We start from the raw sequence: 25,111 nt of genomic DNA on the forward strand, positions 1-25,111 counted from the left end.
CGTCCGGCGCCGAAGGCGCCGGTTCACCGGACGCGAGCGAACGCAGTGAGCGAGTCGTCCGGCCTTTTTCACCCATGTTTTTGGACCGGGGGTGCCCGCAGCGCCCTCTGGGCGCGAGGACACCCCCGGTCGAAAAAGATGGTGGCGGAACAGTTTTCCCGCTACTTGGTGTACGTTACCGTGGGTGACACACCCATGTACACAGTCCTGCTGCCGGTCGACATGGCGGAGTCGCGGGCGACGGCGCAGGTAGAGACGGCGATCGGGCTCCCGAACGCGGACGAGGACGTGGCGGTGAAGCTCCTGCACGTGTTCCGGGAGGCCGACCGGGCCGAGGAGGCGTCGCCGCTCCAGCTCAGGGCGGGCGAGCACGCCCACGAGCGGCTAGAGGAGGCGGGCCTCGACGTGGAGCCGATGACCCGGTACGGCGACCCTGCCGAAGGCATCCTGGCGGCCGCGGACGAGGTGGACGCGGACATGATCCTGCTCGGCGGGCGCAAGCGGTCGCCGCTCGGCTCGGTGCTGTTCGGCAGCGTCAGTCAGGAGGTCACGCTCGACGCCGAGCGGCCGGTGGTCGTCACCGGCGACCGCGAACAGCAGCACATCCCGAGCCACCGCTGCCAGAGCTGCGGCGAGGAGTACTACACCGACGACGACATGACGATCCCCTCGTGTCGCAACTGCGGCGGCACGAAGGTCGAGCGCGTCGGCGAGGAGTCCGAGGAACCGACGCCGACGGCGTAACGCGGCGCGAGAACGAAAGAAGGACAGTCAGCGAGCGGTGCGGCGGTCGGCGGGTAAGCATCCGCGCGCCGGAGGCGCGCGGTTCACCGGACGCGAGGGAGCGAAGCGACCGACGCGTCCGGCTTTTTTCCCCACGTTTTTCGAGCGGAGGGTTCCCGCAGCGCGTCCGGCGCGCGAGGAACTCCCCGCTCGAAAAAGTGGGCTCACATCATGCCGCCCATGCCGCCGCCCATACCGCCCATGCCGCCGGGGCCGCCGGGGCCGCCCTCGTCCTCGTCGCCCTCGGTGGAGAGATCGCCGGCGGCGATGATGTCGTCGATCTTCATGACGAGGTTGGCGGCCTCGGAGGCCGAGGAGACGGCCTGTTCCTTGGCGTGGGCCGGCTCGACGACGCCGGCCTCGAAGGTGTCGACCACGTCGCCGGAGTGGACGTTCAGGCCGGCGTGCTCGTCGCCGTCCTCGTGGGCGGCGCGCAGGTCGACCAGCGTGTCGATGGAGTCGAGCCCGGCGTTCTCGGCGAGCACGCGCGGGACGAGCTCCAGCGAGTCGGCGAACGCCTCGACGGCCAGCTGCTCGCGGCCGCTGACGGAGTCGGCGTAGTCGCGGACGCGGCCGGCGAGTTCGACCTCGGTGGCGCCGCCGCCCGCGAGGACGCGACCGTCGGCGACGGTGGAGGCGACCACGTCGAGCGCGTCGTTGATGCCGCGTTCGAGCTCGTCGACGACGTGGTCGGTGGAGCCGCGCAGGAGGAGGGTCGCGCCGTGACCCTCACCCTCGACGTAGAACAGTTCGTCGTCCTCGTCGCGGGTGACTTTGCCCTCGGTGATGTCGTCGGCGGTGACCGAATCGATGTCGGAGACGATGCGCGATTCGAGGACCTCGGAGACGAACTCGATGTCGGACTTCTTGACGCGGCGGACCGCCAGGATGCCCTCCTTGGCGAGGTAGTGCTGGGCCATGTCGTCGATGCCCTTCTGGCAGAAGACGACGTTGGCGCCCGCGTCCTTGATGGTCTGGACCATCTCCTTGAGCCGCTCCTCCTCCTGCTCGATGAAGTCCTGGAGCTGGTCGGGGCTGTCGAGGTTGAGCTGGGCGTCCGTCTCGGTCTCCTCGACCTCGATGGGCGTGTCCAGCAGGAGGACGTTGGCGTCCTCGACGGTCTCGGGCATGTCGCTGTGGACGGCGTCCTTGTCGATGATGCCGCCCTCCAGCAGGTCCGAGTCGGAGACCGCGCGGCCCGTCTGGGTCTGGATGTTGAGGAACTGCAGGTCCGGGACGTGGTCGCCGTTGTCGGCCTCGACGGTGACCGCCTGGATGGCCTCGACGACCAGGTCGACGAGCACGTCCTTGTTGAGCTCGGCGCCCTTGCCGGTCATGGAGGTCTCGGCGACCGACTTGAGGATCTCCTCGTCGCTGGGGTCGACCGAGGTGGCGATCTCGCCGATCTCCTCTTTGGCCTTCGTGGAGGCCATGTTGAACCCGCGGATGATCGAGGTGGGGTGGATGTCCTGCTCCAGCAGGTCCTCGGCGTTTTTCAGGAGCTCGCCCGCGATGGCGACCGCCGTCGTCGTGCCGTCGCCGGCCTCGTCCTCCTGGGCCTCGGCGACCTCGACGATCATCTCGGCGGTCGGGTTGTCGATGTCCATCTCGGTGAGGATGGTCACGCCGTCGTTGGTGACGGTCACGTCGCCGAGCGAGTCGACGAGCATCTTGTCCATCCCCTTCGGCCCGAGTGTCGACCGGACCGACTCGGCGACCGCACGCGCGGCGGAGATGTTGTGGCTCTGCGCGTCCTTGTCCTTCATCCGCTGGGAGTCCTCGCCCAGAATAATCATGGGCTGACCCTGCATTCGCTGCTGACTCATGTTCATCCCGGAGTATGAATGTGCTTCTATATAAATTTGGGTGTTCGAGGGCGTCGACTGTCCGCGCGATAGCCCCGCTGTATCTCCGGATAACCGGCATATCGCGTCCGCTACCCGCTTCCCGTGTGTGATACTGTACCAACGTCTGCGAGCAGGGAGTGGCGGGGTTTATATGTCGGCAGCGAAAGACGAGCGGCCGGCCGGGCGTGGCTGGGTCACAAACGGGGTCAGCCGACCGGGGGCGCCGGGCTGCGGGGTCAGTCGACCGGGGGCCGCCGCGGCGGATCAGTCGACCGGTTCCTTCCAGTGGACGACGACGACGCCGACGACGAACGCGTCGGTGGTGTCGGTGTCGCGCTCGACCCTGATGGTGTTCTCGCCCTCCGTGAGGTCGATGCCCGTGAGCGTGTCCATCCACTGCTGCCAGCCGTCGGCGGGCGGGATGTCGAACCCCGAGAGCGCGACGCCGTTGACCCGGATCTCGTGGCCGTACTCCTCGACGTCGTAGGCCTGGAGTTCGAGGTAGGCCTCGGTCGCGTCGTCGGTCGGTACCTCGAAGGTCAGCTCGTCGGTCTCGTCGCCGACGAACTCGGCCCACGGGACGGCGAGGCTCTCCTCGTTCTGCCCGAGGTGTTGCTGGAACGGGACGAGCGCGTAGTTGGGGCGGCGGTCTCCCATACCGGACAGTGGGCGTCAGCCGATTTATATGTCCGGTCCGGCGGTGCCGGGTGTCCGACTGCTGCCCGTAGGCGAATATGTTCGGCCGCAAGCCGACGAGTTCGGGGGCCGTACGGTCGGGCATGAGCGCGATCCCGGGCGAGGTCGACACCGACCGCCAGCCCCCGATGACGGTCCCGCTCCGGCACTTCCTCGTCGGGCTGGGGCTACTGGTCGCCGGCGGCGCCGTCGGCGTCCTCGACGCGGTGGGGACGCTGTCGGGTCTGTCGGGGCTGGCGCACGTCCACCTCCTGCTGGCGGGGTGGGTCTGCGTGACGATCATGGGCGCGATGGTGCAGTTCGTCCCCGTGTGGTCGAACGTCGCGCTGCACTCGCGGCGGCTCGCGACGGCCCAGCTGTGGCTCGTCGCCGCCGGCGTCGCCGGGATGGCCGCCTCCTTCGCGACCGGCGCCGTCGGCTGGGTCCACGCCTTCGGCGGCCTCGCCCTGCTGGGGTTCTGGACGTTCGTCTACAACGTCGGCCGGACCCTGCTCGGCGCCCGGCCCTGGGACGTGACCGAGCGCCACTTCGCGCTCGCGCTCGCCTTCTTCGCCGTCGTCCCCGCGATGGGGTTCGCCCTCGCGATGGATTACTCGGTCCTCTTTCTCGCCGACTCGCCGGTCAGCCGCGTCCGGTTGACCGCCGCCCACGCGACGCTTGCGGTCTTCGGTGCCGTCCTCACAACGGTACTGGGCGCGCTCTACCAGCTCGCCACGATGTTCACCCAGACCGAGCTACACGGTGTCGACACCCACCTCCAGCGGTTCGAGGAGGTCGGCTACCCGGCCGGCGTCCTCGCGCTCGCGACCGGGCGGCTGCTCGGGTCGGCGCCGCTGGCCCGCGTCGGCGGTCTCCTCGTCGCCGTCGCCCTCGGCGGGTTCGCCGTCGTCCTCGCGCGCAGGCTCGTCGAGACCTCCGTCGAGCGGACGCCGATGCTCTCGCGCTACGCCGTGGCCGCCGTCGCGATGGCCGCCTGGGCCGTCCTCACCGGCCGCGCCTGGCTCGCCGACCCGCTGGCCCCGTCGGCGCTGTTCGGCGGCGGGCCGGTCCACCTGCTCGTCTTCGGCGTCGTCGGCTTCGTCGTCCTCGGCACCCTCTATCACGTCGTCCCGTTCATCGTCTGGGTCCACCGCTACAGCGACCTGCTGGGGTACGAACAGGTCCCGATGATCGACGACCTCTACGACGACCGCCTCGCCGCCGCCGACTTCGCCTGCATCGCCCTCGGGACGGCCGGTCTCCTCGCGGCGAGCGCCCTCGATCTCCCCGCGACCGTCACGGCCGGCTCGGGCGCCCTCGCGACGGTCGGGTTCGCTCTGTTCGCCGCGAACCTGCTCGTGGTCGTCCGCGAGCACAGCCCTCGTCCCCTCCGCGGCGTGCTCGTCTCCCGACTCGGTGAGGGCGGCGCCGTGACGGACGACCCCGACGACGCGCCCGCGACCACCGAGGACACCGCGCCCTGAGAAGCGCGGGATTCTCGTCACCGGCGCGCGCTGGCGCGAGTCTCGCCTCGCGACCGTAGCCGCGCGAGGTCTGCGAGCGACCAGGGCGTCGTCTGCACACCCGAGGAACCGCCGGTCCCTCGCCGTCTTCGCGAGCGGTGCTCTCGCCCGATCCCGGAATTCTCCGATTTTCCGAGACACCGACCGCGAGCGGGCCGAGGGCGTCCAGCACCTGCTGTCGACTGCGGTCGCCGTCGCTCAACGCTTCACGGGACATCCAGCAGAAACACCCGCTCGACTCGCACGCCGAGCAGTCCCCGCTCGACGGACACACCGACCCACGGTCCTCAGTACGCGAACTCCGCCTCGACGGACTGGGCCGCCCGCACGAGTTCGGTGACGGCCTCGCGGTTCGAGAGCAGTTGCATCTCCGACCCCTCGAACTCCAGCGAGCCGCCCATCACGGCCTCCGTGACGTCGATGTCGTCCGCCAGGAGGTCGACCCAGACGGCGTAGGGGCCGGCCAGCCCGAAGTCGTAGTCGGCGTCGGGGTCGTTGCCGCGGGCGGCCACGCAGGCGCCGTCGGCGACGACGACGGTGAGCGTGACGGGGTCGCCGTCGTAGCGGTCGTCCGGCAGGATGACGAACCGGAAGGTCGCGTCGAAGCCCGCGGCCGCCTCCGCGAACGCCTCGCGGTCGTTGAGTCGCGCCTGGAGCCGGTCGGCCCACTCGTCGGCCTCGCCCGGCAGCGTCGGTGTCATTGGTCCGGTGTGGCTCGCTCGGCGGCTTTGGTGTTTCGGGTTCCGGCGGCGAGCGGCGCCGCCCCCTCGACAGTGCACACGGCCGGGGAACGAGCGGCGAGCGCCCCGCTACAGCTCCAGCCCGCGGATCGCGACGGACCCCTCGCCGTCTTCGACGCGGCCGACGATCCGGCCGTCCTCGGTGGCGTTGACGACTTCTTCGGCGTCGGCCTCGGGCATCGCGGCGACGAACCCGGTGCCCATGTTGAACGTGCGGTGCATCTCCTCGTCGGTCACGTCGCCCTCCTGCTGCACGAACGCGAAGACCGGCTGGGCGTCGAAGGGGTCGGTGATCTCGTAGTGGCGATCGCCCATCCGGGTGAGGTTCGTCCACCCGCCGCCGGTGACGTGGGCGGCGGCGTGGGTGTCGACCTCCCGGAGCGGGCCGAGCAGGTCGCTGTAGATGCGCGTGGGTTCGAGCAGTTCCTCGCCGATGGAGCGGTCGGGCTCGGGCGGGAACGGGTCGGTGTACCCGTGGTCGCGCGTGACGGCCTCGCGGGCGAGCGTCAGGCCGTTCGAGTGGATCCCCGAGGAGGGCCACCCCACGACCACGTCGCCGGCCTGGGCCTCGCCGGGGAAGACCCCGTCCTTGGGGGCGAGGCCGGCGCAGGTCCCGGCGATGTCCAGGCCCTTGATCACGTCGGGCATCACGGCCGTCTCGCCGCCGACCAGCGCGACGCCGGCCCGTTCGGCGCCCTCGTCGAGTCCCTCGCCGATCTGCTCGGCCGTCTCGTCGTCGGGCTCCTCGACGGCGAGGTAGTCGACGAAGGCGACTGGGTCGACGCCCGCCGCCACGAGGTCGTTGGCGTTCATCGCGATGCAGTCGATGCCGATGGTCGAGTAGTCGTCGAGCGCCTCGGCCACCAGGAGTTTCGTGCCGACGCCGTCGGCCGCCAGCGCGAGGTAGCGGTCGCCGATGTCCAGCAGGCCGGCGAAGTCGCCCTCGAAGTCGCCGGTGGCGCCGACCAGCGCCGCCGTCGCGGCCTCCTGGCCGGCGATGTCGACGCCCGCCTCGGCGTAGGTCAGTCCCTCGCCGTCCTCGTTCGTGTCGCTCCCGTTCGCCGCGTCGTCGGCGTCCCCGTCGGTCATGTGGGATACCCCGCGGAGCGCGAGCAAAAGGCCACCGTTTCGGGTGGAACGGGGCGGCCAGCGGTGGCCGCCGCGCGAGCGGGCTACCCCTCGAAGGGCGGCTCGTAGTCGTTGCGGATGTAGTAGCGCACCCAGTTGCCGTAGGTGCGGTCGGCGGGGGTGTCGGAGACCTGTTCGTAGCGGACGGTGCCGCTCTCGTCGATCACGTAGGTCGCGGCGAGGCCGGTCAGGCCGTGGCTCGTCTCCTCGGTGCCGCTGTAGCGGTCGCAGACCTCGCCGTCGGGGTCGGCGAGCAACTGGATCTGCAGGTCGTAACGGTCGCGCATCTCCGTGACCTCGGGGAGCGGGTCGGGGACGACGGGGACGACGCTCACGTCGTCGTGGAACCACATGTCGTAGGACACTTCGCTGAACGTCTGGAGCTGCTCGGCACAGAAGGAACACCAGACGCCGCGGTTGATCAGGACGACCGCCGGCCCCTCCTCGAGTTCGTCGCTCAGCGAGACGGTGTCCCCGGCCGTGCTCGGCAGTTCGAACTCGGGAGCGGATTCGCCTTCGAGACTCATACCTCCCGGGAGGGACGCGAGCGTGGTAAGTCGCCGGCCGGCAGTGTGCGGGTCGCGCCCAGGCGCGACGGCGCGTTCGGCGCGAGCGTCAACTGGCCGCGGAACCCTCGTCCTCGACGCTCTCGTCGATGGCCATCCCGGTCGTCATGACCGCCTGCATCCCCTCCTCGACGGACAGGTCCACGTCGAAGATCCGGTCCTCGGGGAGGTTGACGAGGTGGCCGCCCATCACGGGGTTGGGGGCCATCGGGACGAAGACGGTCTCCATCTCGCCGTGGTCGGCGGCCTCCTCGATCGTCGGCGGCGCGCTCGCGGTGAGGAAGGCCAGCGCGAAGCAGTCCTCGCGGGGGAACTCGACGATCTTCACCTCGCGGAAGCTCTCGGTGTCGCCCTCGACCATCACGTCGCTCATGCGCTCGACGCTGGTGTAGATCGAGCCGATCCCCGGCAGGTCCTCCATGAGCACGTCGAACCGGCGGGCGATGTGCGTCTCCGGGCCGTGCTGGGCGGCGAAGCCGACGGCGAACACGAACCCCACCACGAGGGTCCCGGCCAGCAGCTGGACGACCCAGGTGCTCATCTCCCCGCCGGGGCCGACGGCGACGATCACGTCGGCCAGCGGCGACAGCAGACCGGCGACGAACCCCAGCGCCCAGACGAGCACCAGCACCGTGATCAGGAACGGGACCGTCAGCGCCAGCCCCGACAGCAGCGTCTGTCTGAGGTCCCGGCGCACCTCCCTGCTCTCCTCGGCCGCGATCTCGGCGATGTCGTCGACGTTCGGTCCGGACATACGACCGGTTGGAGCCCGAGGCCGAAGTGCCTTGTTCGGACCGGGGGCTCACCGGTTTTCCACCGGCCCCGGCCTCTCAGAAGAACGTCCGCAGGTACACCCGCTCTGACGGGAACAGCGCCGCGAGCGCGTCGGCGACCGACTCCTCGGCCACGGAGAGCCCGCCGACGCGGCGGGCGGTCGCGGCGTCGTGGTAGCCGACCACGAGCTGCGAGAGCGTCCCCACGTCGAGTGTCGCGTCCGCCTCGCCCGCCGGCTCGTCGACCGCCGCGCACTCGGCGTCGCCGCCCTCGACGGTCAGCCGGAAGTGCCCGTCGTTCCAGTCGGCCGTCCCGTCGGCCACGGCGAGCGCGAGGTCGGCGCTCGCGTCGTCGGGGTAGGGACAGGCCGCCAGCGCGTCCGTCACGTCGACGACGCGGACCATCGGCCCAGTCCGCACCTCGCAGTCGACCGCGTCGGGGTCGGGAACGAGATCGAGGAGATCCGCTCGACCCTCGCGCTCGAAGTGTACCTCGGTCGCCTGGGAGTCGTGGTCGGCGAGGAATCCGAGGAGGTCGAGCCACGCCTCGTGGTCGACGGCGGCCGCGTCGTCGACGGTGAGCCGGCGCTCGTCGAACCCCTCGCCGGCGTCCGCGAAACTGTAGACGAGATAGCCCACGGGCTCGCCGGCCCGCTCCCAGACGTACGCCCACGGGCGGTCGTCGCTCCCTTCCGCCAGCACGCGCTCGCGCCACCACGTCTCAGAGCGCCGCCGGAGCGCGAGCGTCGTCGCCTCGGCGGCCGCCTCGTGGACCGACTGGAGCGTGCGCCACTCGTCGAGGTCGACCGGGCGCGCGCGGCCGTCGGCTTCCCCGCGGGCGAACGCCAGCTGGGCCGGCGGGCAGGTGTACTCGCTGTACGTGTTGGCCGTCGCCCAGCCGAACTGCTCGTAGTACGACCGCGAGAACGGCCACAGCGCCGAGAGGGGGTACTCGCCGCGCCACCGCGCCAGGGCGTCGTCGACCAGCGCGCGGACGTGCCCCGCCCGCCGGTGTTCCGGCGGCGTGGCGACGGCGGCCAGGCCGGCGAGCGGGACCCACTCGCCGCGCAGGGTCGCCCGGAAGTCGTAGTGGCCGCAGACGGCGCGGAGTTCGTCGCCGGCGACGACCCCGTACCGGTCGGCGATCCGCTCGGGCTCGTCGTCGTAGGTCTGTGGCCCGTCCCCCGGCGAGAAGGCGTAGTCGACGATCCGCCGGAACTCGGCGAAGCGGTCGGCCGACAGCGGTCGCACCGCGACGCCCGCGTCGTCGGTGTCGTCGCCGTCGCCCGTCATACTCCCCCGTTCTCGAACTCCAGGACGACGGGGCGGTGGTCGGAGACCTGCACGTCGATCACGTCGCAGCGGGTGGGCTCGATGTCGGGGGAGGCGAGGAAGAAATCGAGGGTGCGCGTCTCGGAGACCAGGGTGTCGAGCGGGCGCTTGGGCACCGTCTCGCCGGGGTCGTGGAGGACCAGCCCCGTCTCCTCGAGGGCGGTCTCGACCTCCTCCAGGCCGTCGTAGGCGTTGAAGTCGCCGGCGACGACGACGCGCTCGCGTTCGGCGACGATGGCGGCGATCTCGTCGAGCTGCTTGCGGCGGCCGCGGCCGCTCATCGCGAGGTGGACCGCGAAGATAGAGAGGTCGCCGATGCGGACCTCGGTGACGAGCCGCTTGGGGCCGGTCTCGAGGTAGTGGGCCTCGATGGTGGCGTCGATGTCGTCGCGGACGAGCAGGCCGTTCGAGAGGTGCGAGAGCACGGGCAGGCGGCCGAGGACGTTGCCGTCGCCGTACTTGGCGTCGGCGCGGGCGTGGTAGGCCAGCCCGCGGTCGGTCAGCGCCTCCGCGAGGCGGGTGACCTGCCCCTCGGTCATGGTGCGGGCCGACCCCTGGTCGACCTCCAGCAGGCAGACCACGTCGGGCCGCTCGTCGGCGATCACGTCGACGAGGCGCTCGGTGGCGCGCTGTTCGGCGGCGTCGTCGCCGAGCATCGCCCGGTGGGGTTTCAGCGCGTACTCGCGCAGCGATCCATCGTAGTCGAGCAGGTAACCGGCGTTACACGAGAGTATCTTCACACGTTCTCCGTCGCCTGTGGGGCGACCGACCGTCCGTTGGAGGGACTGAGCCGGGACGAGGGTATAAAACCGACGGTGACCTGTCGGCGGAGGAGGGCGTCGGCGTCCGCCGGACGGCGGCTCGGCGGAGCGGCGGCGACCGTACAGCGGCGCGGAGACGCGACTGGCGAGAAGCGAAACGCGAGGGGCCGCGACCCGCGGGGAGCGCCCGCGGCGGGCCCGAACCGTGCGGCGTGGGCCGACGCGGTGTCGGAGTCAGAAGGTCTCGAGGTAGCGGTCGAGCTCCCAGTCGGAGACGTCGACGCGGTAGTCGTCGAACTCCTGGGTCTTCGCCTCGACGAAGTTCTCGTAGACGTGCTCGCCGAGGGCGTCGGCGACGACCTCGTCGTTCTCGAGGGCGTCGAGGGCCTCGCCGAGGTTCGTCGGTAGCGTGTCGATGCCGTACTCCTCGCGCTTCTGTTCGTCGAACTCGTAGATGTTCTCGCGGACCGGGTCGTCGCAGTCGAGGCCGCGCTCGATGCCGTCGAGGCCGGCGTGGATGAGCGCGGCGAAGGCGAGGTAGGGGTTACACGACGGGTCCGGGAAGCGCGCCTCGATGCGGGAGGCGGCCGGGACGCGCGCGGCGGGCTTGCGGATGAGCGCCGAGCGGTTCCGGTCGGACCAGGCGACGTAGACGGGCGCCTCGTAGCCCGGGACCAGGCGCTTGTAGGAGTTGACGGTCGGGTTCGTGACCGCCGCGATGGCGGGCGCGTGTTCGAGGATGCCGGCGGTGAACTGCTTGGCCGTCTCGCTCAGGTCGAACTCGTCGTCGCCGTCGTGGAAGGCGTTCTCGCCGTCCTCCGTGAACAGCGAGAGGTGGGTGTGCATGCCCGACCCGTTGATGCGCGGGATCGGCTTGGGCATGAAGGTGGCGTGGAGGTCGTGTTCGGCCGCGATGGCGCGGACCACGGCGCGGAAAGTGGCGACGTTGTCGGCCGTCGACAGCGCGTCGTCGTAGGTGAAGTTGATCTCGTGTTGGCCCTGGGCGACCTCGTGGTGGGAGGCCTCGATGTCGAAGCCCATGTCCTCCAGGCCGAAGATGATGTCCCGTCGCACGTCCTGGGCGAGGTCCTTCGGCGCGAGGTCGAAGTAGCCGCCGGCGTCGTTGGTCTTCGTCGTCGCGCGACCCTCCTCGTCCTCCTCGAAGAGGAAGAACTCGGGCTCGGGCGCGGCGTTGACGGTGTAGCCCATGTCCTCGGCGCGCTGGATGGCGCGCTTGAGCACCCCGCGCGGGTCGCCGGAGAACGGCTGGCCGCTGGAGGTGTCGATGACGTCACAGATGAGCCGGCCGGCGGCGCTGTCGTCGTCGTTGCGCCACGGCAGGACGGCGAACGTCGACGGGTCCGGGTCCAGGCGCATGTCCGACTCCTGGATGCGGACGAAGCCGTTGATCGACGACCCGTCGAAGTAGATACCCTCGGTGAACGCCTTCTCGGCCTGGTCGGCCGGGACCGAGACGTTCTTGACCGTCCCCAGAATGTCCGTGAACTGCAGCCGCAGGAAGTCGACGTTCTGCTCCTCGATCTCGTCGAGTACGTCCTGTGCCTCGGCGGAGAGACCCCCGTCCGGTTTCGCGTTTTCGCTTGTCATTGTTATCGACACCTGAAGGGTATACCCATAGTATTAAAATCCTACCCATCTGCGCAAATCTTCCCCTTCGGGAGACGGAATTGTATATTCGTAAAATTCTAATGCCCCGGTGTCGTCTGTGGACGTAATGACGTACGAAAATCTGGACCGCAAGTTGGTAAATGCGCTGCTGGGCGACGGGCGTGCGAGCCTGCGCAGCCTCGGCGAGGACCTCGACGTGTCGGTGACCACGGTGTCGAACCACCTCTCGGACCTGGAGGAGGACGGCATCATCGAGGGGTACACCCCCAAGGTCGACTACGACAAACTCGGCTACGACGTGACCGCCATCCTCCAGCTGAAGATCGAGGGCAGCTCCCTCCCGGAGGTCACCGAGTCGCTGCGCGAGCACGACCAGATGATCTCCGTCTACGAGGTGACCGGCGACTACGACATCATCGCCATCGGCAAGTTCACCGACACCGACGGCATGAACGAGCACATCAAGGAGCTGCTCGTCGACCCCGAGATCAAGGAGTCGAACACGAGCGTCGTGCTCAACGCCGCCTCCGAGCACGAGCAGTTCGAGCTCGACACCGAGTAGCCCGGCAAGTCGACGCCGCGCAGCGGACAGTCGCGCCCGCGCCGGACGGCGTGTACCCACCGGGTGTGGGTGGCGCGATTACCACCGGTTTTCCACTCTCGTAGCGACCGCCAGCGTCCCGTAGAGTGCTCTCCCGGGTTCTCGTGCAAACGAACGGATGGCCCGGTGCGACACGCGACCGTAGCGGTCGCTGGCCGGTCGAAAACGGAGAATCGCGGACTGCGGTCGGTTCGGGAGCCGCAGCGGTCGGCGGGCGGTTCGAGGGTCGGCGGGTAAGCGTCCGCGCGCCGAAGGCGCGCGGTTCACCGGACGCGAGGGAGCGGAGCGACCGACGCGTCCGGCTTTTTCCCCAAGTTTTTGCGACGGAGGATTCCCGCAGGCGCGCGAAGCGCGCCGAGGAACTCTCCGTCGCAAAAAGCGGGCCTACATCATGCCGCCCATGCCGCCGCCCATACCGCCCATGCCGCCGCCCATGCCGCCGGGCGCGCCGCCGGGGCCGCCGGGCGCACCGCCTTCGTCGTCGTCGTCGGTGCCGCCGCCCTTCAGGTCGCCCGCGGCGATCACGTCGTCGATGCGGAGGATCATGACCGCGGCCTCCGTGGCGCTCTCGACGGCCTGGGTCTTGACGCGGAGCGGCTCGACGACGCCGTCCTCGACCATGTCGACCACGTCGCCGGAGTAGGCGTCGAGGCCGACCGTGGTCTCGCCGCCGTCGTGCCGGGAGCGCAGGTCGACCAGCGAGTCGATGGGGTCGAGGCCGGCGTTCTCGGCGAGCGTGCGCGGGACGACGTCGATGGCGTCGGCGAACGCCTCGACGGCCAGCTGCTCGCGGCCGCCGACGGAGTCGGCGAAGTCACGGAGTTCCAGCGCGAGGTGGGCCTCCGGGGCGCCGCCGCCCGGGAGGACCTGCCCGTCTTCGAGAGTCACGGAGACGACGCCCAGCGAGTCCTCGATGGCGCGCTCGACCTCGTCGGCGACGTGCTCGGTGCCGCCGCGGAGGATCATCGTGACGGCCTTGGCGTCCTCGACGTCCTCGACGAAGATGCGCTCGTCGCCGGCGACGTCCTTCTGGGCGACCGAGCCCGCGAAGCCCAGATCGTCGGCGGTGATGTCGTCGATGTTGGAGACGATGCGGGCGCCCGTCGACCGGGAGAGCGCCTTCATGTCGGACTTCTTCGCGCGGCGCACTGCCAGAATACCCTCCTGGGCGAGGTAGTGCTGGGCCATGTCGTCGATGCCCTTCTGGCAGATGACGACGTCGGCGCCGGCGTCTTTGAGCTTGTCGACGTACTCGCGGAGCTGTTCTTCCTCCTGGTCGAGGAACTGCTGGAGCTGGTCGGGGTCGGTGACGTTGACCTCGGTGTCGAGCTCGGTCTCGGGCACCTCGATGGCGGTGTCGAGCAGCGCCACGTCGGCGTCCTCGACGGCGTAGGGCATGTTCTCGTGGACGCGCTCCTTGTCGATGATGACGCCCTCGACGAGCTCGGACTCGTCGATGGAGCCGCCGACGACGGTCTCGAGCTGGATGTTGTCCGTGTCGACGCCCTCCTCGTCGGCGACCGACTGGACGGCGTCGACGACGAGCGCGGAGAGGGTGTCCTTGGCGTTCTCGGCGCCCTTGCCGGTCATGGCGGTGGCGGCGATGGACTCGAGGATCTCGGTGTCGTCGGCGTCGACCTCGATGGCGATGTCCTCGAGGGCCTCCTTGGCCTTCTCGGCGGCCTGGCGGTAGCCCTGCGCGAGGATGGTGGCGTGGATGTCCTGGTCGAGGAGGTCCTCGGCCTTGCCCAGCAGTTCGCCGGAGATGACGACGGCCGTGGTCGTGCCGTCGCCGACCTCGTCCTCCTGGGTCTGGGCGACCTCGACGATCATGTTGGCCGCCGGGTGCTCGATGTCCATCTCCTCGAGGATGGTGACGCCGTCGTTGGTGACGACGACCCCGCCGGAGTCGTCGACGAGCATCTTGTCCATCCCCTTCGGACCCAGTGTGGTCCGTACGGACTCCGCGACGGCCTTCCCGGCCGTGATGTTCATGGACTGTGCGTCCTTGCCCGAGGTCCGCTGGGAGTCCTCGGACATGATGATGAGGGGCTGGTTACCCATCTGCTGAGACATAATCAAGAGAGAGGTTGATTGCGATTCTATATAAAAGTACCGGAGGATACCGGCGTTCGGTTCGCTGCGTGCCCGAGCGGAGTGTGCGAACTCGTATCAAGGGACTATTTATATAGAGTCGACCGCCGGAACCGGCGCCGGAGGGGGCGGCTCGGCGGATCCCCTTTGACCGGCGGGCCCGTACGGGGGGTATGGCAGAGACACCGACGGTCGGACCGGAGCGCAGCGGTCGCCGAACCATCGGAACGGTGGTCGCGGGCGTCCTCCTCGTCAACCTCGCCGGCGCGGCGCCGGCGGTGCTGTCGGGCCCCGGGTCGCCGTGGTTCCAGGGGCTCGCGAAACCCGCTATCTACCCGCCGCCGTGGCTGTTCGGCGTCGTCTGGACGCTCCTGTTCACCCTGATGGGCGTCGCCGTCGCGCTCGTGTGGCTGGCCGGTGAGAGCGACCCGGTCGGAGGGGGACGCGACGGCTGGACCGCCCGCCGGGTCGCGCTGGCGGCGTTCGTCGGCCAGATGGTCCTCAACGTCGCCTGGACACCAGCCTTCTTCGCCGCGGAGAACCTGCTCGCCGGGCTCGTCGTGATCGTCGCACTGTGGCCCGCCGTGGTCGCGACCATCTGGGCGTTCGACCGCGTCGACCGTCGTGCTGCGGCGCTGCTCGTGCCGTATCTCGCCTGGGTCACCTTCGCCGCGGTGTTGAACTACCGGTTCCTGGCGCTGAACTGAGAGTCCAGTGGCCGATGTCGAATCGAACGGCCGCTCAGAGCGGCTTCGGCCGGACGTACGCGTCGACGTTCGCACCGTCGAGGTCTTCGAGCGTGTCGACGAACCGGTCTTCCCCGCCGTCGGTCAGCGCTTCGAGGCCGCTGTCGTCGTCGCCGCCACCGCAGCCTCCGGACCGCTGGTGAGGCTACAGTTTGTCCAGTCGAAGAGAACGTCCCAGCAGGTCAAAATAGACCAGAGTCGGTTCTGGACCTTCAGTTCAGAGCAGATTCTGCCGGATGTACGTATCGACGTTCTCTCCGTCCAGTTCGTCGAGCGTGTCTAGGGCATCCTCGATCGAGTCGAGGTCATCGTCGGTGAAATCGTCCTGCTGGGCGACTCGCCCCAGCGAGATCAGCAGATCATGTTTACTCACGTCGGTGTCCAAGTTCATCACTTTCGTTACGACGTTCTCGTCGTCGGGACCGTCCAGACGGACGAACGACGGTGGGATCGCCTCGTGCAGCAACGCCGACGCGTGTTCGTCGGTGTGTGGCTCCCGGGGAATCTCCGCCAGCATCGCCTGGATCAGGTCGAGCTGGTCGTCGTGTTTTTTGTCGACGACGTTCCGGACGAACGCGTCGTCGTCGACTCGCCGGAGGTTCCGCTCGTCGTCGACGCGGACGCGGCGGAGCCGAAGCGCGTCGTTCGTGAACTCGCCAGAGATGTCGTCCGGTTCGACGCCCACGTCCGCGCCGTACTCGCCAGCGTCGAGGTTGGCGAACGGGTCGGAGAGACCGACCGCTTGGCCGGAGTCCTCACGGTCGACAAACTCCGCGTGGTCGAGGTACTCGGCTTCGGTCGGGGGCTGCCACGGCCCACCCAGCCAGTCCGACGGTGCATCGGCGACGACGAATTTGTCCCCCGCGAGCGTTGCCGTATACCACGGATCGGGGTCGAACATGGAATCGACTCCCCCGAATTCGTCTACGAGTTCTCCAGAGTAGACTCCAAGTCGAGGAAATTCCTCGATCCCGTCGATGAAAGGCCTGTCGTGTGCGATGGAGTTCCGACTCTCTGGATTGAACAGAGCTGCATAGTCGACATCGAGTGCCACCGCGCCCCGGCAAAGTAGTTCGAAGAGACCATCCATCAACTCTCGGTAGGCGGACGATGAATCTGCCTCTGACGGATAGATGGTATCCCCGCAGTCGACTCTGAGCAGTGGTTGGCCCGGTTCTCGGTCGTCCTCGGATGCAAAGACGAAACTGAAATTCCACTGGTCGTAATCGACGTTCAGGTAGGTCGCCTCGCCGGCCGCATGGGGATTCTCTTCGACGTTCTCGATGTCGAACCCGGCCAGCCCAGCCTGTTCGAGCGCGTCTTCCACGGCCCCATCCACCGGACGGGACGTGTACCACTCCATGACTGCGATACCACTAGGCATTCTCAGGCACCTACGCCGTCGTAAGTGGTTATCCTAACGGTCGGGTCGGCGCTCACACCGTTGTTGCTCAGCCTGCGTTCCACCTTGTCCGGTATCGCGTCGAGTTCATCGCCGAATCTAGTTTTGAACTCGTCGGGGACGACGAGAACAATCTCGTCTTCACCCGCTGCTGCTTGTGCGGCGAACTTCGCACTCACCCGCTCAGTCCAGACTTGCTCAATGAACGACTCGGAATACGGGCCGGGATTCAGGTTCTTCGATTCGATCGCAGGCGAATCGACGGTGTCACCGTCGATAGTAATCTCGGACTTCACGTCAACGTCAATCTCCGAACTGTCCTTCGTGAGACTGTCCGGCACCTCACTTCTCGGAATGTCGTTTGATAGTTCGACATCGCCACTGCTCACTGTGGCTTGCTCCAGTGCGTCGTCCGCGATACGGGTTTCACCGGCGATCCTCTTGTACCCGGTCTTACCCGCTGAGACGCCACGCATGGACCGAACGACACCGTCGACATTCTCGCCGTCAAGGTCGTCAATCCGCTGCTGGACGGTCGCCGAGCCACGACTGCCCGGTCCGATCGACACCTCATCTGCCTCTGCGTACGCGTTCAGCAGATCCTTGGCCTCGTCGTTATCCAACCCATCGGCATCTTTCGTATACTGGTAGACCGACCGGATCGTCGACTCACAGGGGCTGTTACAGACATCGCGGTCGAGCAGTTCACGCCACGTCCGGTCGGAACTCCCACGGCGGAACTGCGCCAGCGTCCGCCCGGAGATCGCCCGGTCGTTCAGTGCTTCCCGGAACTCCGCGCGCCCGCCGTCGGTCAGCACTTCCAGCCCCGTGTCACTGCCGCCACGAGTCCCGCGAATCCCGCGGTAGTACGCCCGCAGTTGCGACCGGCCCCGGTCGCTCAGGCCGCGCAACACGTCGCTCGGCGTAGTCCCGAGCCGTCGCGACAGCGACCACGACCGCCCGACCGTCTCGATGCCCGCCATGGTCTCGCGGACGGTCCCGGGCGCGTCTACGTCGACGCGGTCGACCACCCGACGGGTCACCTTCGACCCGAGCCGACTGACCGGTGCGCTGACGAACCGGGTCCGCGCCGATCGATAGTAGCGCACTGCCCGCGTCGCTCTGGCCCTGTCGGCCAGGTCCTGCACCTTGTCGACGTTCTTGACCTGCCCGCCGGCCGCCGACAGCGCGACCTCGAAGACGACCAGCCCCGAGTAATACCCTCGCCGGAAGTCGTCGTACAGCTGCTCGTTGGCGACCTCACCCTGTCGGTAGTAGGGGTTCGCGGTCCGCTGCTGGCGCTGGTACTGCTGGACCAGCAGCCCGGGGATGTCGTCGGCGTTCTCGATGAGCCGTTCGTACCGCGAGAGGTCGCTGAAGCGGTCGAGGGTCTCCCCCGGTTCGGTGACGACGCTCTGGACGGTCCCCGTCAACTGTCCGGCGCCACCGGATATCCCGGTCCCCGTGCCGAGCGTGAACGCTTCCGTCTCCGAGAGGCTGCCCAGCGCCCCGCTCTGCTTGACCGCCTCGACGAGGCCGTTCGAGCGGGCCGCGGCGAGGGTCGTCCGGCTGTTGCCGTACTCGTCGGTCGCGCGGACCTTCAGCTTCGTCGTCTCCAGCCCCTCCTCGATGGTGCCGATGAACCCGGCGTCGATTTCGCGGTCGATGAACTCCGGATCGTCGACCTCGTACTCTTCGCCGTCGATGATGATCGTCGGGTGGGTGATACCGAACGGCGACGGGTCGTGCCCTTCCCGGAGGGGTGAATCTCGTATCGTTCGACCGAACTACGTTGGTCAGCTGCTGTCTCCAGACGACACAGAAACGTCGAACGGTCGGAATCAGTCCCCGGCGCCGTCGTTCAGGTGGCCGACGAGGGCGTCGTTGACGCGTTCGGGTTCCTCGTCGTGGACCCAGTGGGAGGCCCAGGGGACCCGTTCGAGGCGGCCGTCGGTGCAGTGGCCGACGCTCTCGGCGGCCATCGAGGGGAGCAGCGCCACGTCCTCGTCGCCCCAGACAACCAGCGTCGGCGCCTCGACGGTCTCGCGGGGCGGGTCGTCCCGGCGGCGGAGTAGCGCGCGGTACCAGTTGACCGCTCCCCGGATCGCCCCCTGGCGGCGCCAGGCGTCGCGGTAGTGGGCGAGTTCCTCGTCGGTGAACGCGCCGGGGTTGGCGCTGCCCTCCAGCACGTCGAGGACGCCGCGGGCGTCGCCGCGTCCGAGGACGAGTTCCGGGACGACCGGCAGCTGGAAGAAGAACATGTACCAGCTCCGGGCGAGCTGGCGTGGATTCCGCTTGAGCGTCCGGCGCATCACCGACGGGTGCGGGACGTTGATGATCCCGAGGCGGTCGACCCGGTCGGGGCGGCGCAGCGCCAGGTCCCACGCGACCGCCGCGCCCCAGTCGTGGCCGATCACGTGGGCGTCGTCGCGGCCCTCGGCGTCGATCAGGTCGGCGACATCGCGGGAGAGTTCGCCCATCCGGTAGGCGTCCAGATCGCGGGGTTTCTCGCTGAGGTTGTAGCCGCGCTGGTCCGGCGCGACGACGTAGTAGCCGGCGTCGACCAGGGCGGGGATCTGGTGGCGCCAGCCGTACCAGAAGTCCGGGAACCCGTGCAGCAGGACGACCAGCGGGTCCGAGGGGTCGCCGGCCGTGACGACGTGTAGGTCGACGCCGTTGACGGTGTGGCGCGTCGACTCGGCGGAGGACAGGTCGAGCAGGCTCGCGTCGGTGGCGGTCATGTTCGAGCCTGGGGCCGGCAGACCCCTGTAGATTCTGGTGAGGTGACGGTTCGGCGCTGCACGGCAGCGGCCGGCGGGCGATTTATTCCCGGCCGTCGCGTGCGCTCGGATATGGCCTACACCTGCCAGTGCGGGGCGACCCTGGAGTACAAGCAGGACCTGCTGAAAGAACAGGGGGAGGTGTATCCGACCTGGAAGTGCCGGGAGTGTCTCAGCGAGGTGCCCGGCGTCCACGCCGAACGCATCAAGCATCGGCACCCGTCGTGAACCGGAAGCCGTCTCGGGCCGAGGAGTTCCTTCGGCGAGAAAGACCTATCGTCCCATCCCGAACCGACGGTGGCGGAGTTCGGGCGTGATCTGGATGCGGTCGATCTCCTGGCCGGTGCGGTACCAGACGAACGCGGCCCGGGTGAACAGTTCACGACACTCGATGCGGACCTCGCGGGGGATCCCCTCGGACCGCTCGTGTACGTCGCGGATCGCGGCCTCGGTGAACAGCTCGACGCCCTGGTCCTCGTAGGGTTCGTCGCGGAAGTAAGCGAACGAGCGGGCGATGTACTCGGCGATGTCCTCGGGGTCGAACGGCTCGATGCCCTCGTAGTAGCGCAGCCGCGAGTCCAGGGTCCCCCTGAGATCCGCGACGCGCTCCTTCCCTTCGGGGGTGCCCATCAGGAACAGGCGGACGCCCATGTCGCCGGCGACCTGCAGCGTCGAGAGGATCTCGGCGGGCAGCACCTCGATCTCGTCGACGACGAGCAGGAGGGTCTTGCCGTCGGCGCGCACGTCCTCGACGAGCTCGCGGGCGGCCTCCTTGGCGTCCTCGGTGGCCCACGGGACGCCGTCGCGGGTCTGCCAGTAGTCCCGGTCCTCGACCTCGTAGCCCGCCGCTTCCGCCGTGGTCTGGATCGTCGCGTAGAGTTTCCGAGGTGTCGTCTCGCGGGGGTTGTCGAGTACGGCGACGACGAAGTCGTCGTGTTCGCCCAGGTCGCGGCGGACGATCTCCCGGAAGGCGGTCTTGCCGGTGCCGTAGTGGCTGACGAGGCCGATGTGCTGTTCCTGGAGCAGCCAGCCGGTCACCTGGTTGAGCATCTCGGTGTCGTGGCGGACGTAGAGCGGTTCGGGCATGCGGTCGGTGCCCGCCTCCTCGGTAAAGGGCAGGTCCGCCACGGTGTCGGGGTCGCCGCCGAGCGCCCGGCCGAACGCAAGCAGGCGGTTCTCGACCTCCGCGAGCTGGTCTAAGAGCACCCCCTGGCTGCGCTCGCTGTCGTCGTCCAGCGCCCGGATCTTCTCGACGAGGTCGCCGACGGTCTCTGTCTCGCCCGCGCGGCCCTCGGCGGTCGGCCGGTCCGTGTCGTCTGTCATGCTGTTCGGTCGATCACCGGTGGATTTCGTGTCCAGCCGGATAGCTCTTCTGACGGCTCACCCCGAGACGGTGAAGATGCCCACCTGCTCGTCGCTCTCCGCGAAGCCGTACCGGACCGCCTTCGCGCGCACCGCCGTCTCGCCCTCGGGCAACTCGACCGGCCCGGTGTAGAGTTCCCACTGGGGGTCGGACCCGTCGTTTTTCACCGGGTCGTCGGCGAACGCGTAGGCCATCGACGCGCCCTGGGTGGCGCAGTACAGCGAGAGCGTGGCCGGCCGTTCGAGCTCCAGCCCGGCGGTCCTGGCCGTCCGCTCGTCGTGGTTCGGGCTGTTGACGACGAACCGGGGCGCGGCGGTCTCGGGCTGGTCCGTCCCGCCGTAGCGGTCGCGGACCGTCTCGGCCTCGGCGGTGTCGCCCGCGTCGTCCACGCGGTCGCGCCAGTCGTCTAACGCCGCCCGCATCCGCGCCAGCGTGTCGGCGTACTCGGGGTCCTCGGCGAGGTTGTCGATCTCGTAGGGGTCGCTTCGCAGGTCGTACAGCTCCTCGGCGGGCCGGTTCGCGTCGAACCACCGCTGGGCGCCCGCCAGCTCGCCCTCGCGGGCGCGCTCCAGAAGCTCCCGCATGACTGGGTGGCGGTTCCGGAAGGGGATCCACTGGCGGTACGGCGTTCCCGGCCGGTAGTGTCTGATGTACTTGAATCGGTGGTCGCGAACGGCCCGGACCATGTCGTACGACTCGTCGTAGCGGTCCCGCGCCGCGAAGACGTACTCGCGGTCGTCGGCGGCCGGCCCGAAGAACCGCCGGCCGCCCATGTACTGCGGCACGTCCAGTCCGCAGGCGTCGAGCATCGTCGGCCCGAGGTCCATCATGCTGACGAGGCGGTCGTCGACGCTCCCCGCCTCCAGCTGCCCGGGCCAGCGGACGATCAGGGGCACATGTATCCCGCCGTCGTAGGGCCAGCGCTTGCTGCGGGGCAGCCCCTCGCCGTGGTCGCTCCAGAGGACGACGATAGTGTCCTCGGCCAGTCCGTCCGCTTCCAGGCGGTCGAGCACGTCGCCCACCCACGCGTCCGAGCGCGCGACGTTGTCGTACTGGCGGGCGATGGCCGCCCGCGTCGTCTCGGTGTCGGGGAGGTACGGCGGCACCTCGACCGCGTCGGGGTCGGTGTCGGGGTCGGCGACCGCCCCGCCGAACTGGTCGTCGGTGCCGGGCTCTGTGGGGTCCCACTGGCCGCTCTCGTGGGTGACGCCGTTGGTGACCATCGCGAAGAACGGCTGGTCGGACTCGCGGGCGTCGTCGCGCCAGTCCGCACCGTCGCCGTGGTGGTCCCACATCGAGAAGGGCGTCCCGAACTGGTAGTCGGCCTTCGAGTCGAGCGTGCAGTAGTAGCCCGCCCGCCGGAACAGCTCGGGCACCGCCGTCACGTAGTGCGGCGGGACGGCCTCGTAGGGCGTCGGGAGTTCGGGCGCGTCGTCGTTCGTGTGGGTCGTTCGCATCTGGTGGGTGCCGATGGCGTTCCCGTGGCACCCGGTCATCACCGCCGAGCGGCTCGGGGCACAGACCGGCGCGGTCGAGAAGGCGCTGGAGTAGCGCCGTCCCTCGGCCGCGAGCCCGTCGATCGCGGGGGTCCGGGCGAGGTCGTCGCCGTAACACCCCAGGCGGGGCGTCGTGTCTTCCATCGCGATCCAGAGGACGTTCGGCCGGTCGGCCCCGGGCATACCCCACGGGCGGCCGCCGGCGCCCTAAGTGTTGTTGCGGGGTCGTCCGGGAGCGGCGCTGTCCGGGCGGACCCGCGGTGTCGCCCGCCGAACGACCGCGAACCCGTGACTACTGGCCGTACTCCTCGCGCGCGGCGGCGACGAGTTCGGTCACGTCGACGGTCTCGCCGGCCTCGCGGGCGCGGTAGGCCGCCTCGGTCAGCGCGGTGACCCGCAGCCCGAACTCCGGGGGGACGGGGTTGTCGCGGTTCCCTTCGACGGCGTCGAGGAAGGCGACGACCTTCTTCGTCGTCTGCTCGGCGTAGGTGCCGGCGTCGAAGGTCCGGTGGTCGGGCTCGCCGCCCGAGCCGTCGAAGACGGTGAGTCCACCGTGACCGAACTGGAGGTGGCCGTCGGTCCCCCAGAGGACGAGCGACTCCTCGAAGCCGGTGCCGTCGCCGCTGACGCCGATGCTCGCGGTGATCGGGCCGCCGGGGCCGTCCAGCGTCGCCGAGAGCGCGGCGTTGATGTCGACGGCGTGGTCGCGGTCGTCCATCACGGCGGCGACCTCGCGGGCGCGCGAGTCGGTCGTCCACAGCAGCGCGTCCAGCAGGTGCGACCCGGAGTCGCTGAGCTGGCCGCCGCCCGACAGCTCGGGGTCGACGCGCCAGGTGCCCTGCGTCCCGCTGATCCAGTCCTGGGCGAGGTAGCAGGCGGCCATGTGCACGTCGCCGATCTCGCCGCCGAGGACGGTTTCGCGGACGGCCCGGTAGCCGGGGTGGAGGTGTCGCTGGTAGCCGATCTGGAGGAGAGCGTCGCTCTCGCGGGCGCGGTTCACGAGGTCGACGGCGTGGCCGGTGTCGGCCACCATCGGCTTCTCCAGGAGCACGTCCAGCCCCCGCTCCAGGCAGGCGACGGTCTGCTCGTAGTGGAGCGTGTGGGGCGTGACGACGGTGACGGCGTCGATCGCCTCGGAGTCGAGCATCGCCTCGTAGTCGGCGTAGGCGGGCGCGTCGTACTCGGCGGCGAACGATTCGCGGGCGTCGGCGGCCACGTCGGCGCCGGCGACGACCGTCACGTCCGCGTCGGGGTGGTCGGTCACGCCGTCGAGTTGCATCCGCCCGAGGTCGCCGAGGCCGATCGCCGCGAGTCGTACGGTCATGGGGTGTGTCACCGCGTGTCGAGTCAAGAAGCTACCGAACGCGGAAGCGCGGGCGGCCACGCGGGGGAGCGGGCGCCCGGAACGAACGCGTTCGGTCCCGCGGCGGGCGCGAACGCGGGAACGTCGGCGCACCTCGGTACGCATTTGGGCGACGAGTGAGAAGCGGGGGATATGAACCACGACCGGTCACGGGACCTCTACGATCGCGCGCTGTCGGTCATGCCCGGCGGCGTCAACTCGTCGGTGCGGGCCGCCATCGAGCCGTACCCCTTCTTCGTCGAGCGCGGCGACGGCGGCCACGTCATCGACGCCGACGGCAACCGCTACATCGACTGGGTGATGGGCCTCGGGCCCCTGCTGTACGGCCACGACCTGCCCCAGCCCGTCGAGTCCGCGGTGCAGTCGAAGGTCAGCGAGGGACCGATGTTCGGCGCGCCCACGGAGATCGAGGTCGAACACGCCGAGTTCGTCGCCCGCCACGTCCCGAGCGTCGAGATGATCCGGTTCGTCAACTCCGGGACCGAGGCGACGGTCTCGGCCTGCCGGCTGGCCCGCGCGGCGACCGGCCGCGACAAGATCGTCGTCATGCAGGGCGGCTACCACGGCGCCCAGGAGACCACCCTCGTCGAGGGGGAGTACGACGACGTGGAGCCCTCCAGTCCGGGCATCCCCGACGAGTTCGCCGAGCACACGCTCGCGGTGCCGTTCAACGACGAGGCGGCCGCCCACCGGGTCTTCGAGGACCACGGCGAGGACATCGCGGCCGTCCTCGTCGAACCCATTCTCGCGAACATGGGCGTCGTCCACCCCGTCGACGGCTACCACGAGACGCTGCGCGACCTCACCGAGGACAACGGCGCCCTGCTCATCTTCGACGAGGTGATCACGGGCTTCCGCGTCGGCGGCCTCCAGTGCGCCCAGGGCAAGTTCGGCATCGACCCCGACATCACGACCTTCGGCAAGCTCATCGGCGGCGGCTTCCCCGTCGGCGCCATCGGCGGCCGCTCGGAGCTCATCGAGCAGTTCACCCCCTCCGGCGAGGTGTTCCAGGCCGGCACCTTCTCGGGCCACCCGGTCACGATGGCCGCCGGCCTCGAATCGCTGCGCTACGCCGCCGAGCACGACGTGCACGAGCACATCAACGACCTCGGCGAGCAGTTGCGGGGCGGCCTCCAGGACATCGTCGAGGACCAGGCGCCGGAGTACACCGTCGCCGGCACCGAGGGGATCTTCAAGGTGCTGTTCACCCGCGAGGCCCCCGAGACCTTCGAGAACCACTGCGAGGCCGGCTGTTCCCAGCGGCCCGACTGCCCGCGCTACGACATCTGTCCGAAGTCGGCCGCCGACGTGGCCGCCGGCCAGACCGACCGCTGGCGGCGCGTCTTCTGGCAGGAGATGAAAGAGCAGGGCGTGTTCCTCTCGCAGAACCAGTTCGAGGCGCAGTTCGTCACCTACGCCCACACCGACGACGACGTCGAGGAGACGCTCGAGGCGTACAAGGACGCGCTGTAGGGAGATCGCCGACGGGCGTCGGCGGGCGTCGGGAGC

General features: G+C 69.3%; 23 protein-coding genes. 7 read left to right on the forward strand and 16 right to left on the reverse strand.

Annotation, left to right across the window (positions count from 1 at the left end):
* Positions 1–195 precede the first annotated feature (195 nt).
* The gene (locus E3328_RS17105) at positions 196–744 is read left to right on the forward strand and encodes a universal stress protein (protein WP_135366440.1); all 549 of its coding nucleotides are present in this window, start codon (positions 196–198) and stop codon (positions 742–744) included.
* Positions 745–947: 203 nt separating this feature from the next.
* On the opposite strand, the gene thsB is transcribed toward E3328_RS17105, so the two are convergent.
* Together thsB and E3328_RS17115 are read right to left on the reverse strand one after the other, a co-directional pair.
* Complete coding sequence (gene thsB / locus E3328_RS17110) at positions 948–2,609, reverse strand: thermosome subunit beta (RefSeq protein ID WP_135365859.1); 1,662 nt, start codon at positions 2,607–2,609, stop codon at positions 948–950.
* A 285-nt stretch (positions 2,610–2,894) separates the two neighbouring features.
* Positions 2,895–3,287 (reverse strand): DUF7383 domain-containing protein, encoded by a 393-nt coding sequence (locus E3328_RS17115; protein WP_135365860.1) that lies wholly within the window; start codon positions 3,285–3,287, stop codon positions 2,895–2,897.
* A gap of 122 nt (positions 3,288–3,409) precedes the next feature.
* Here E3328_RS17115 and E3328_RS17120 point away from each other — a divergent pair, with 122 nt between their 5' ends.
* Positions 3,410–4,789, forward strand: a complete 1,380-nt coding sequence (locus E3328_RS17120) for a hypothetical protein (protein WP_246023042.1) — start codon at positions 3,410–3,412, stop codon at positions 4,787–4,789.
* A 326-nt stretch (positions 4,790–5,115) separates the two neighbouring features.
* Here E3328_RS17120 and E3328_RS17125 read toward each other — a convergent pair whose 3' ends face one another.
* From E3328_RS17125 to glnA, 7 genes are all read right to left on the reverse strand, one after another.
* A complete protein-coding gene (locus E3328_RS17125) occupies positions 5,116–5,529 on the reverse strand; it encodes an SCP2 sterol-binding domain-containing protein (protein WP_135365862.1) in 414 nt (137 codons plus the stop codon).
* A gap of 108 nt (positions 5,530–5,637) precedes the next feature.
* Positions 5,638–6,657, reverse strand: a complete 1,020-nt coding sequence (gene purM, locus E3328_RS17130) for a phosphoribosylformylglycinamidine cyclo-ligase (RefSeq protein ID WP_135365863.1) — start codon at positions 6,655–6,657, stop codon at positions 5,638–5,640.
* Between the two features lie 83 nt (positions 6,658–6,740).
* Positions 6,741–7,223, reverse strand: coding sequence for a peroxiredoxin family protein (locus E3328_RS17135; protein WP_135365864.1), 483 nt, complete (start codon positions 7,221–7,223; stop codon positions 6,741–6,743).
* A gap of 88 nt (positions 7,224–7,311) precedes the next feature.
* The gene (locus E3328_RS17140) at positions 7,312–8,016 is read right to left on the reverse strand and encodes a DUF502 domain-containing protein (RefSeq protein WP_135365865.1); all 705 of its coding nucleotides are present in this window, start codon (positions 8,014–8,016) and stop codon (positions 7,312–7,314) included.
* A gap of 76 nt (positions 8,017–8,092) precedes the next feature.
* A complete protein-coding gene (locus tag E3328_RS17145; protein WP_135365866.1) occupies positions 8,093–9,328 on the reverse strand; it encodes a GNAT family N-acetyltransferase in 1,236 nt (411 codons plus the stop codon).
* Positions 9,325–10,107: an endonuclease/exonuclease/phosphatase family protein gene (locus E3328_RS17150; RefSeq protein WP_135365867.1), complete on the reverse strand. Its 783-nt coding sequence runs from the start codon at positions 10,105–10,107 to the stop codon at positions 9,325–9,327. The genes E3328_RS17145 and E3328_RS17150 overlap by 4 nt, the downstream gene beginning before the upstream one ends.
* Positions 10,108–10,362: 255 nt before the next feature.
* A complete protein-coding gene (gene glnA, locus E3328_RS17155) occupies positions 10,363–11,736 on the reverse strand; it encodes a type I glutamate--ammonia ligase (RefSeq protein WP_135365868.1) in 1,374 nt (457 codons plus the stop codon).
* Positions 11,737–11,863: 127 nt separating this feature from the next.
* Here glnA and lrp point away from each other — a divergent pair, with 127 nt between their 5' ends.
* Positions 11,864–12,319: an HTH-type transcriptional regulator Lrp gene (gene lrp, locus E3328_RS17160; protein WP_135365869.1), complete on the forward strand. Its 456-nt coding sequence runs from the start codon at positions 11,864–11,866 to the stop codon at positions 12,317–12,319.
* Positions 12,320–12,742: 423 nt separating this feature from the next.
* On the opposite strand, the gene thsA is transcribed toward lrp, so the two are convergent.
* Positions 12,743–14,422 (reverse strand): thermosome subunit alpha, encoded by a 1,680-nt coding sequence (thsA, locus tag E3328_RS17165; RefSeq protein WP_135366441.1) that lies wholly within the window; start codon positions 14,420–14,422, stop codon positions 12,743–12,745.
* Between the two features lie 203 nt (positions 14,423–14,625).
* On the opposite strand from thsA, the gene E3328_RS17170 reads away from it, so the two are divergent.
* A complete protein-coding gene (locus E3328_RS17170; RefSeq protein ID WP_135365870.1) occupies positions 14,626–15,159 on the forward strand; it encodes a TspO/MBR family protein in 534 nt (177 codons plus the stop codon).
* 7 nt (positions 15,160–15,166) lie between these two features.
* Entirely contained in the window at positions 15,167–15,481 is a 315-nt protein-coding gene (locus E3328_RS17175; protein WP_135365871.1) for a hypothetical protein, read from the forward strand.
* Here E3328_RS17175 and E3328_RS22380 read toward each other — a convergent pair.
* From E3328_RS22380 to E3328_RS17190, 3 genes are all read right to left on the reverse strand, one after another.
* A complete protein-coding gene (locus tag E3328_RS22380; RefSeq protein ID WP_209452231.1) occupies positions 15,416–16,525 on the reverse strand; it encodes a hypothetical protein in 1,110 nt (369 codons plus the stop codon). The genes E3328_RS17175 and E3328_RS22380 overlap by 66 nt on opposite strands.
* A gap of 59 nt (positions 16,526–16,584) precedes the next feature.
* Positions 16,585–18,033: a hypothetical protein gene (locus tag E3328_RS17185; RefSeq protein WP_135365872.1), complete on the reverse strand. Its 1,449-nt coding sequence runs from the start codon at positions 18,031–18,033 to the stop codon at positions 16,585–16,587.
* Between the two features lie 408 nt (positions 18,034–18,441).
* The gene (locus E3328_RS17190; protein WP_135365873.1) at positions 18,442–19,341 is read right to left on the reverse strand and encodes an alpha/beta fold hydrolase; all 900 of its coding nucleotides are present in this window, start codon (positions 19,339–19,341) and stop codon (positions 18,442–18,444) included.
* 111 nt (positions 19,342–19,452) lie between these two features.
* Here E3328_RS17190 and E3328_RS22160 point away from each other — a divergent pair, with 111 nt between their 5' ends.
* Positions 19,453–19,608, forward strand: coding sequence for a hypothetical protein (locus tag E3328_RS22160; protein WP_167837448.1), 156 nt, complete (start codon positions 19,453–19,455; stop codon positions 19,606–19,608).
* 45 nt (positions 19,609–19,653) lie between these two features.
* Here the strand turns inward: E3328_RS22160 and E3328_RS17195 are convergent, their stop codons facing one another.
* The 3 genes from E3328_RS17195 to E3328_RS17205 all read right to left on the reverse strand — a co-directional run bounded on the left by E3328_RS17195 (position 19,654) and on the right by E3328_RS17205 (position 23,563).
* A complete protein-coding gene (locus tag E3328_RS17195) occupies positions 19,654–20,703 on the reverse strand; it encodes an ATP-binding protein (RefSeq protein ID WP_246023043.1) in 1,050 nt (349 codons plus the stop codon).
* 57 nt (positions 20,704–20,760) lie between these two features.
* Positions 20,761–22,422, reverse strand: coding sequence for a sulfatase family protein (locus E3328_RS17200; RefSeq protein WP_135365874.1), 1,662 nt, complete (start codon positions 22,420–22,422; stop codon positions 20,761–20,763).
* Positions 22,423–22,531: 109 nt separating this feature from the next.
* Positions 22,532–23,563, reverse strand: coding sequence for a Gfo/Idh/MocA family protein (locus E3328_RS17205; protein WP_135365875.1), 1,032 nt, complete (start codon positions 23,561–23,563; stop codon positions 22,532–22,534).
* A 171-nt stretch (positions 23,564–23,734) separates the two neighbouring features.
* On the opposite strand from E3328_RS17205, the gene hemL reads away from it, so the two are divergent.
* Positions 23,735–25,075 (forward strand): glutamate-1-semialdehyde 2,1-aminomutase, encoded by a 1,341-nt coding sequence (hemL, locus tag E3328_RS17210; protein ID WP_135365876.1) that lies wholly within the window; start codon positions 23,735–23,737, stop codon positions 25,073–25,075.
* Positions 25,076–25,111: the final 36 nt, after the last annotated feature.

The sequence above is a fragment of the Halosimplex halophilum genome (genome assembly GCF_004698125.1).
Taxonomy (GTDB): domain Archaea; phylum Halobacteriota; class Halobacteria; order Halobacteriales; family Haloarculaceae; genus Halosimplex; species Halosimplex halophilum.

Excerpts from the sequence above, each read along its gene's own strand:
- purM (WP_135365863.1), bottom strand. The coding sequence starts at position 6,657 with ATGACCGACGGGGACGCCGACGACGCGGCGAACGGGAGCGACACGAAC.
- E3328_RS17190 (WP_135365873.1), bottom strand. The coding sequence starts at position 19,341 with ATGACCGCCACCGACGCGAGCCTGCTCGACCTGTCCTCCGCCGAGTCG.
- E3328_RS17145 (WP_135365866.1), bottom strand. The coding sequence starts at position 9,328 with ATGACGGGCGACGGCGACGACACCGACGACGCGGGCGTCGCGGTGCGA.
- thsB (WP_135365859.1), bottom strand. The coding sequence starts at position 2,609 with ATGAGTCAGCAGCGAATGCAGGGTCAGCCCATGATTATTCTGGGCGAG.
- E3328_RS17200 (WP_135365874.1), bottom strand. The coding sequence starts at position 22,422 with ATGCCCGGGGCCGACCGGCCGAACGTCCTCTGGATCGCGATGGAAGAC.
- E3328_RS17195 (WP_246023043.1), bottom strand. The coding sequence starts at position 20,703 with ATGACAGACGACACGGACCGGCCGACCGCCGAGGGCCGCGCGGGCGAG.
- hemL (WP_135365876.1), top strand. The coding sequence starts at position 23,735 with ATGAACCACGACCGGTCACGGGACCTCTACGATCGCGCGCTGTCGGTC.
- E3328_RS17135 (WP_135365864.1), bottom strand. The coding sequence starts at position 7,223 with ATGAGTCTCGAAGGCGAATCCGCTCCCGAGTTCGAACTGCCGAGCACG.
- thsA (WP_135366441.1), bottom strand. The coding sequence starts at position 14,422 with ATGGGTAACCAGCCCCTCATCATCATGTCCGAGGACTCCCAGCGGACC.
- E3328_RS17105 (WP_135366440.1), top strand. The coding sequence starts at position 196 with ATGTACACAGTCCTGCTGCCGGTCGACATGGCGGAGTCGCGGGCGACG.
- glnA (WP_135365868.1), bottom strand. The coding sequence starts at position 11,736 with ATGACAAGCGAAAACGCGAAACCGGACGGGGGTCTCTCCGCCGAGGCA.
- lrp (WP_135365869.1), top strand. The coding sequence starts at position 11,864 with ATGACGTACGAAAATCTGGACCGCAAGTTGGTAAATGCGCTGCTGGGC.
- E3328_RS17140 (WP_135365865.1), bottom strand. The coding sequence starts at position 8,016 with ATGTCCGGACCGAACGTCGACGACATCGCCGAGATCGCGGCCGAGGAG.
- E3328_RS17125 (WP_135365862.1), bottom strand. The coding sequence starts at position 5,529 with ATGACACCGACGCTGCCGGGCGAGGCCGACGAGTGGGCCGACCGGCTC.
- E3328_RS17120 (WP_246023042.1), top strand. The coding sequence starts at position 3,410 with ATGAGCGCGATCCCGGGCGAGGTCGACACCGACCGCCAGCCCCCGATG.
- E3328_RS17115 (WP_135365860.1), bottom strand. The coding sequence starts at position 3,287 with ATGGGAGACCGCCGCCCCAACTACGCGCTCGTCCCGTTCCAGCAACAC.
- E3328_RS17205 (WP_135365875.1), bottom strand. The coding sequence starts at position 23,563 with ATGACCGTACGACTCGCGGCGATCGGCCTCGGCGACCTCGGGCGGATG.
- E3328_RS17170 (WP_135365870.1), top strand. The coding sequence starts at position 14,626 with ATGGCAGAGACACCGACGGTCGGACCGGAGCGCAGCGGTCGCCGAACC.
- E3328_RS22160 (WP_167837448.1), top strand. The coding sequence starts at position 19,453 with ATGGCCTACACCTGCCAGTGCGGGGCGACCCTGGAGTACAAGCAGGAC.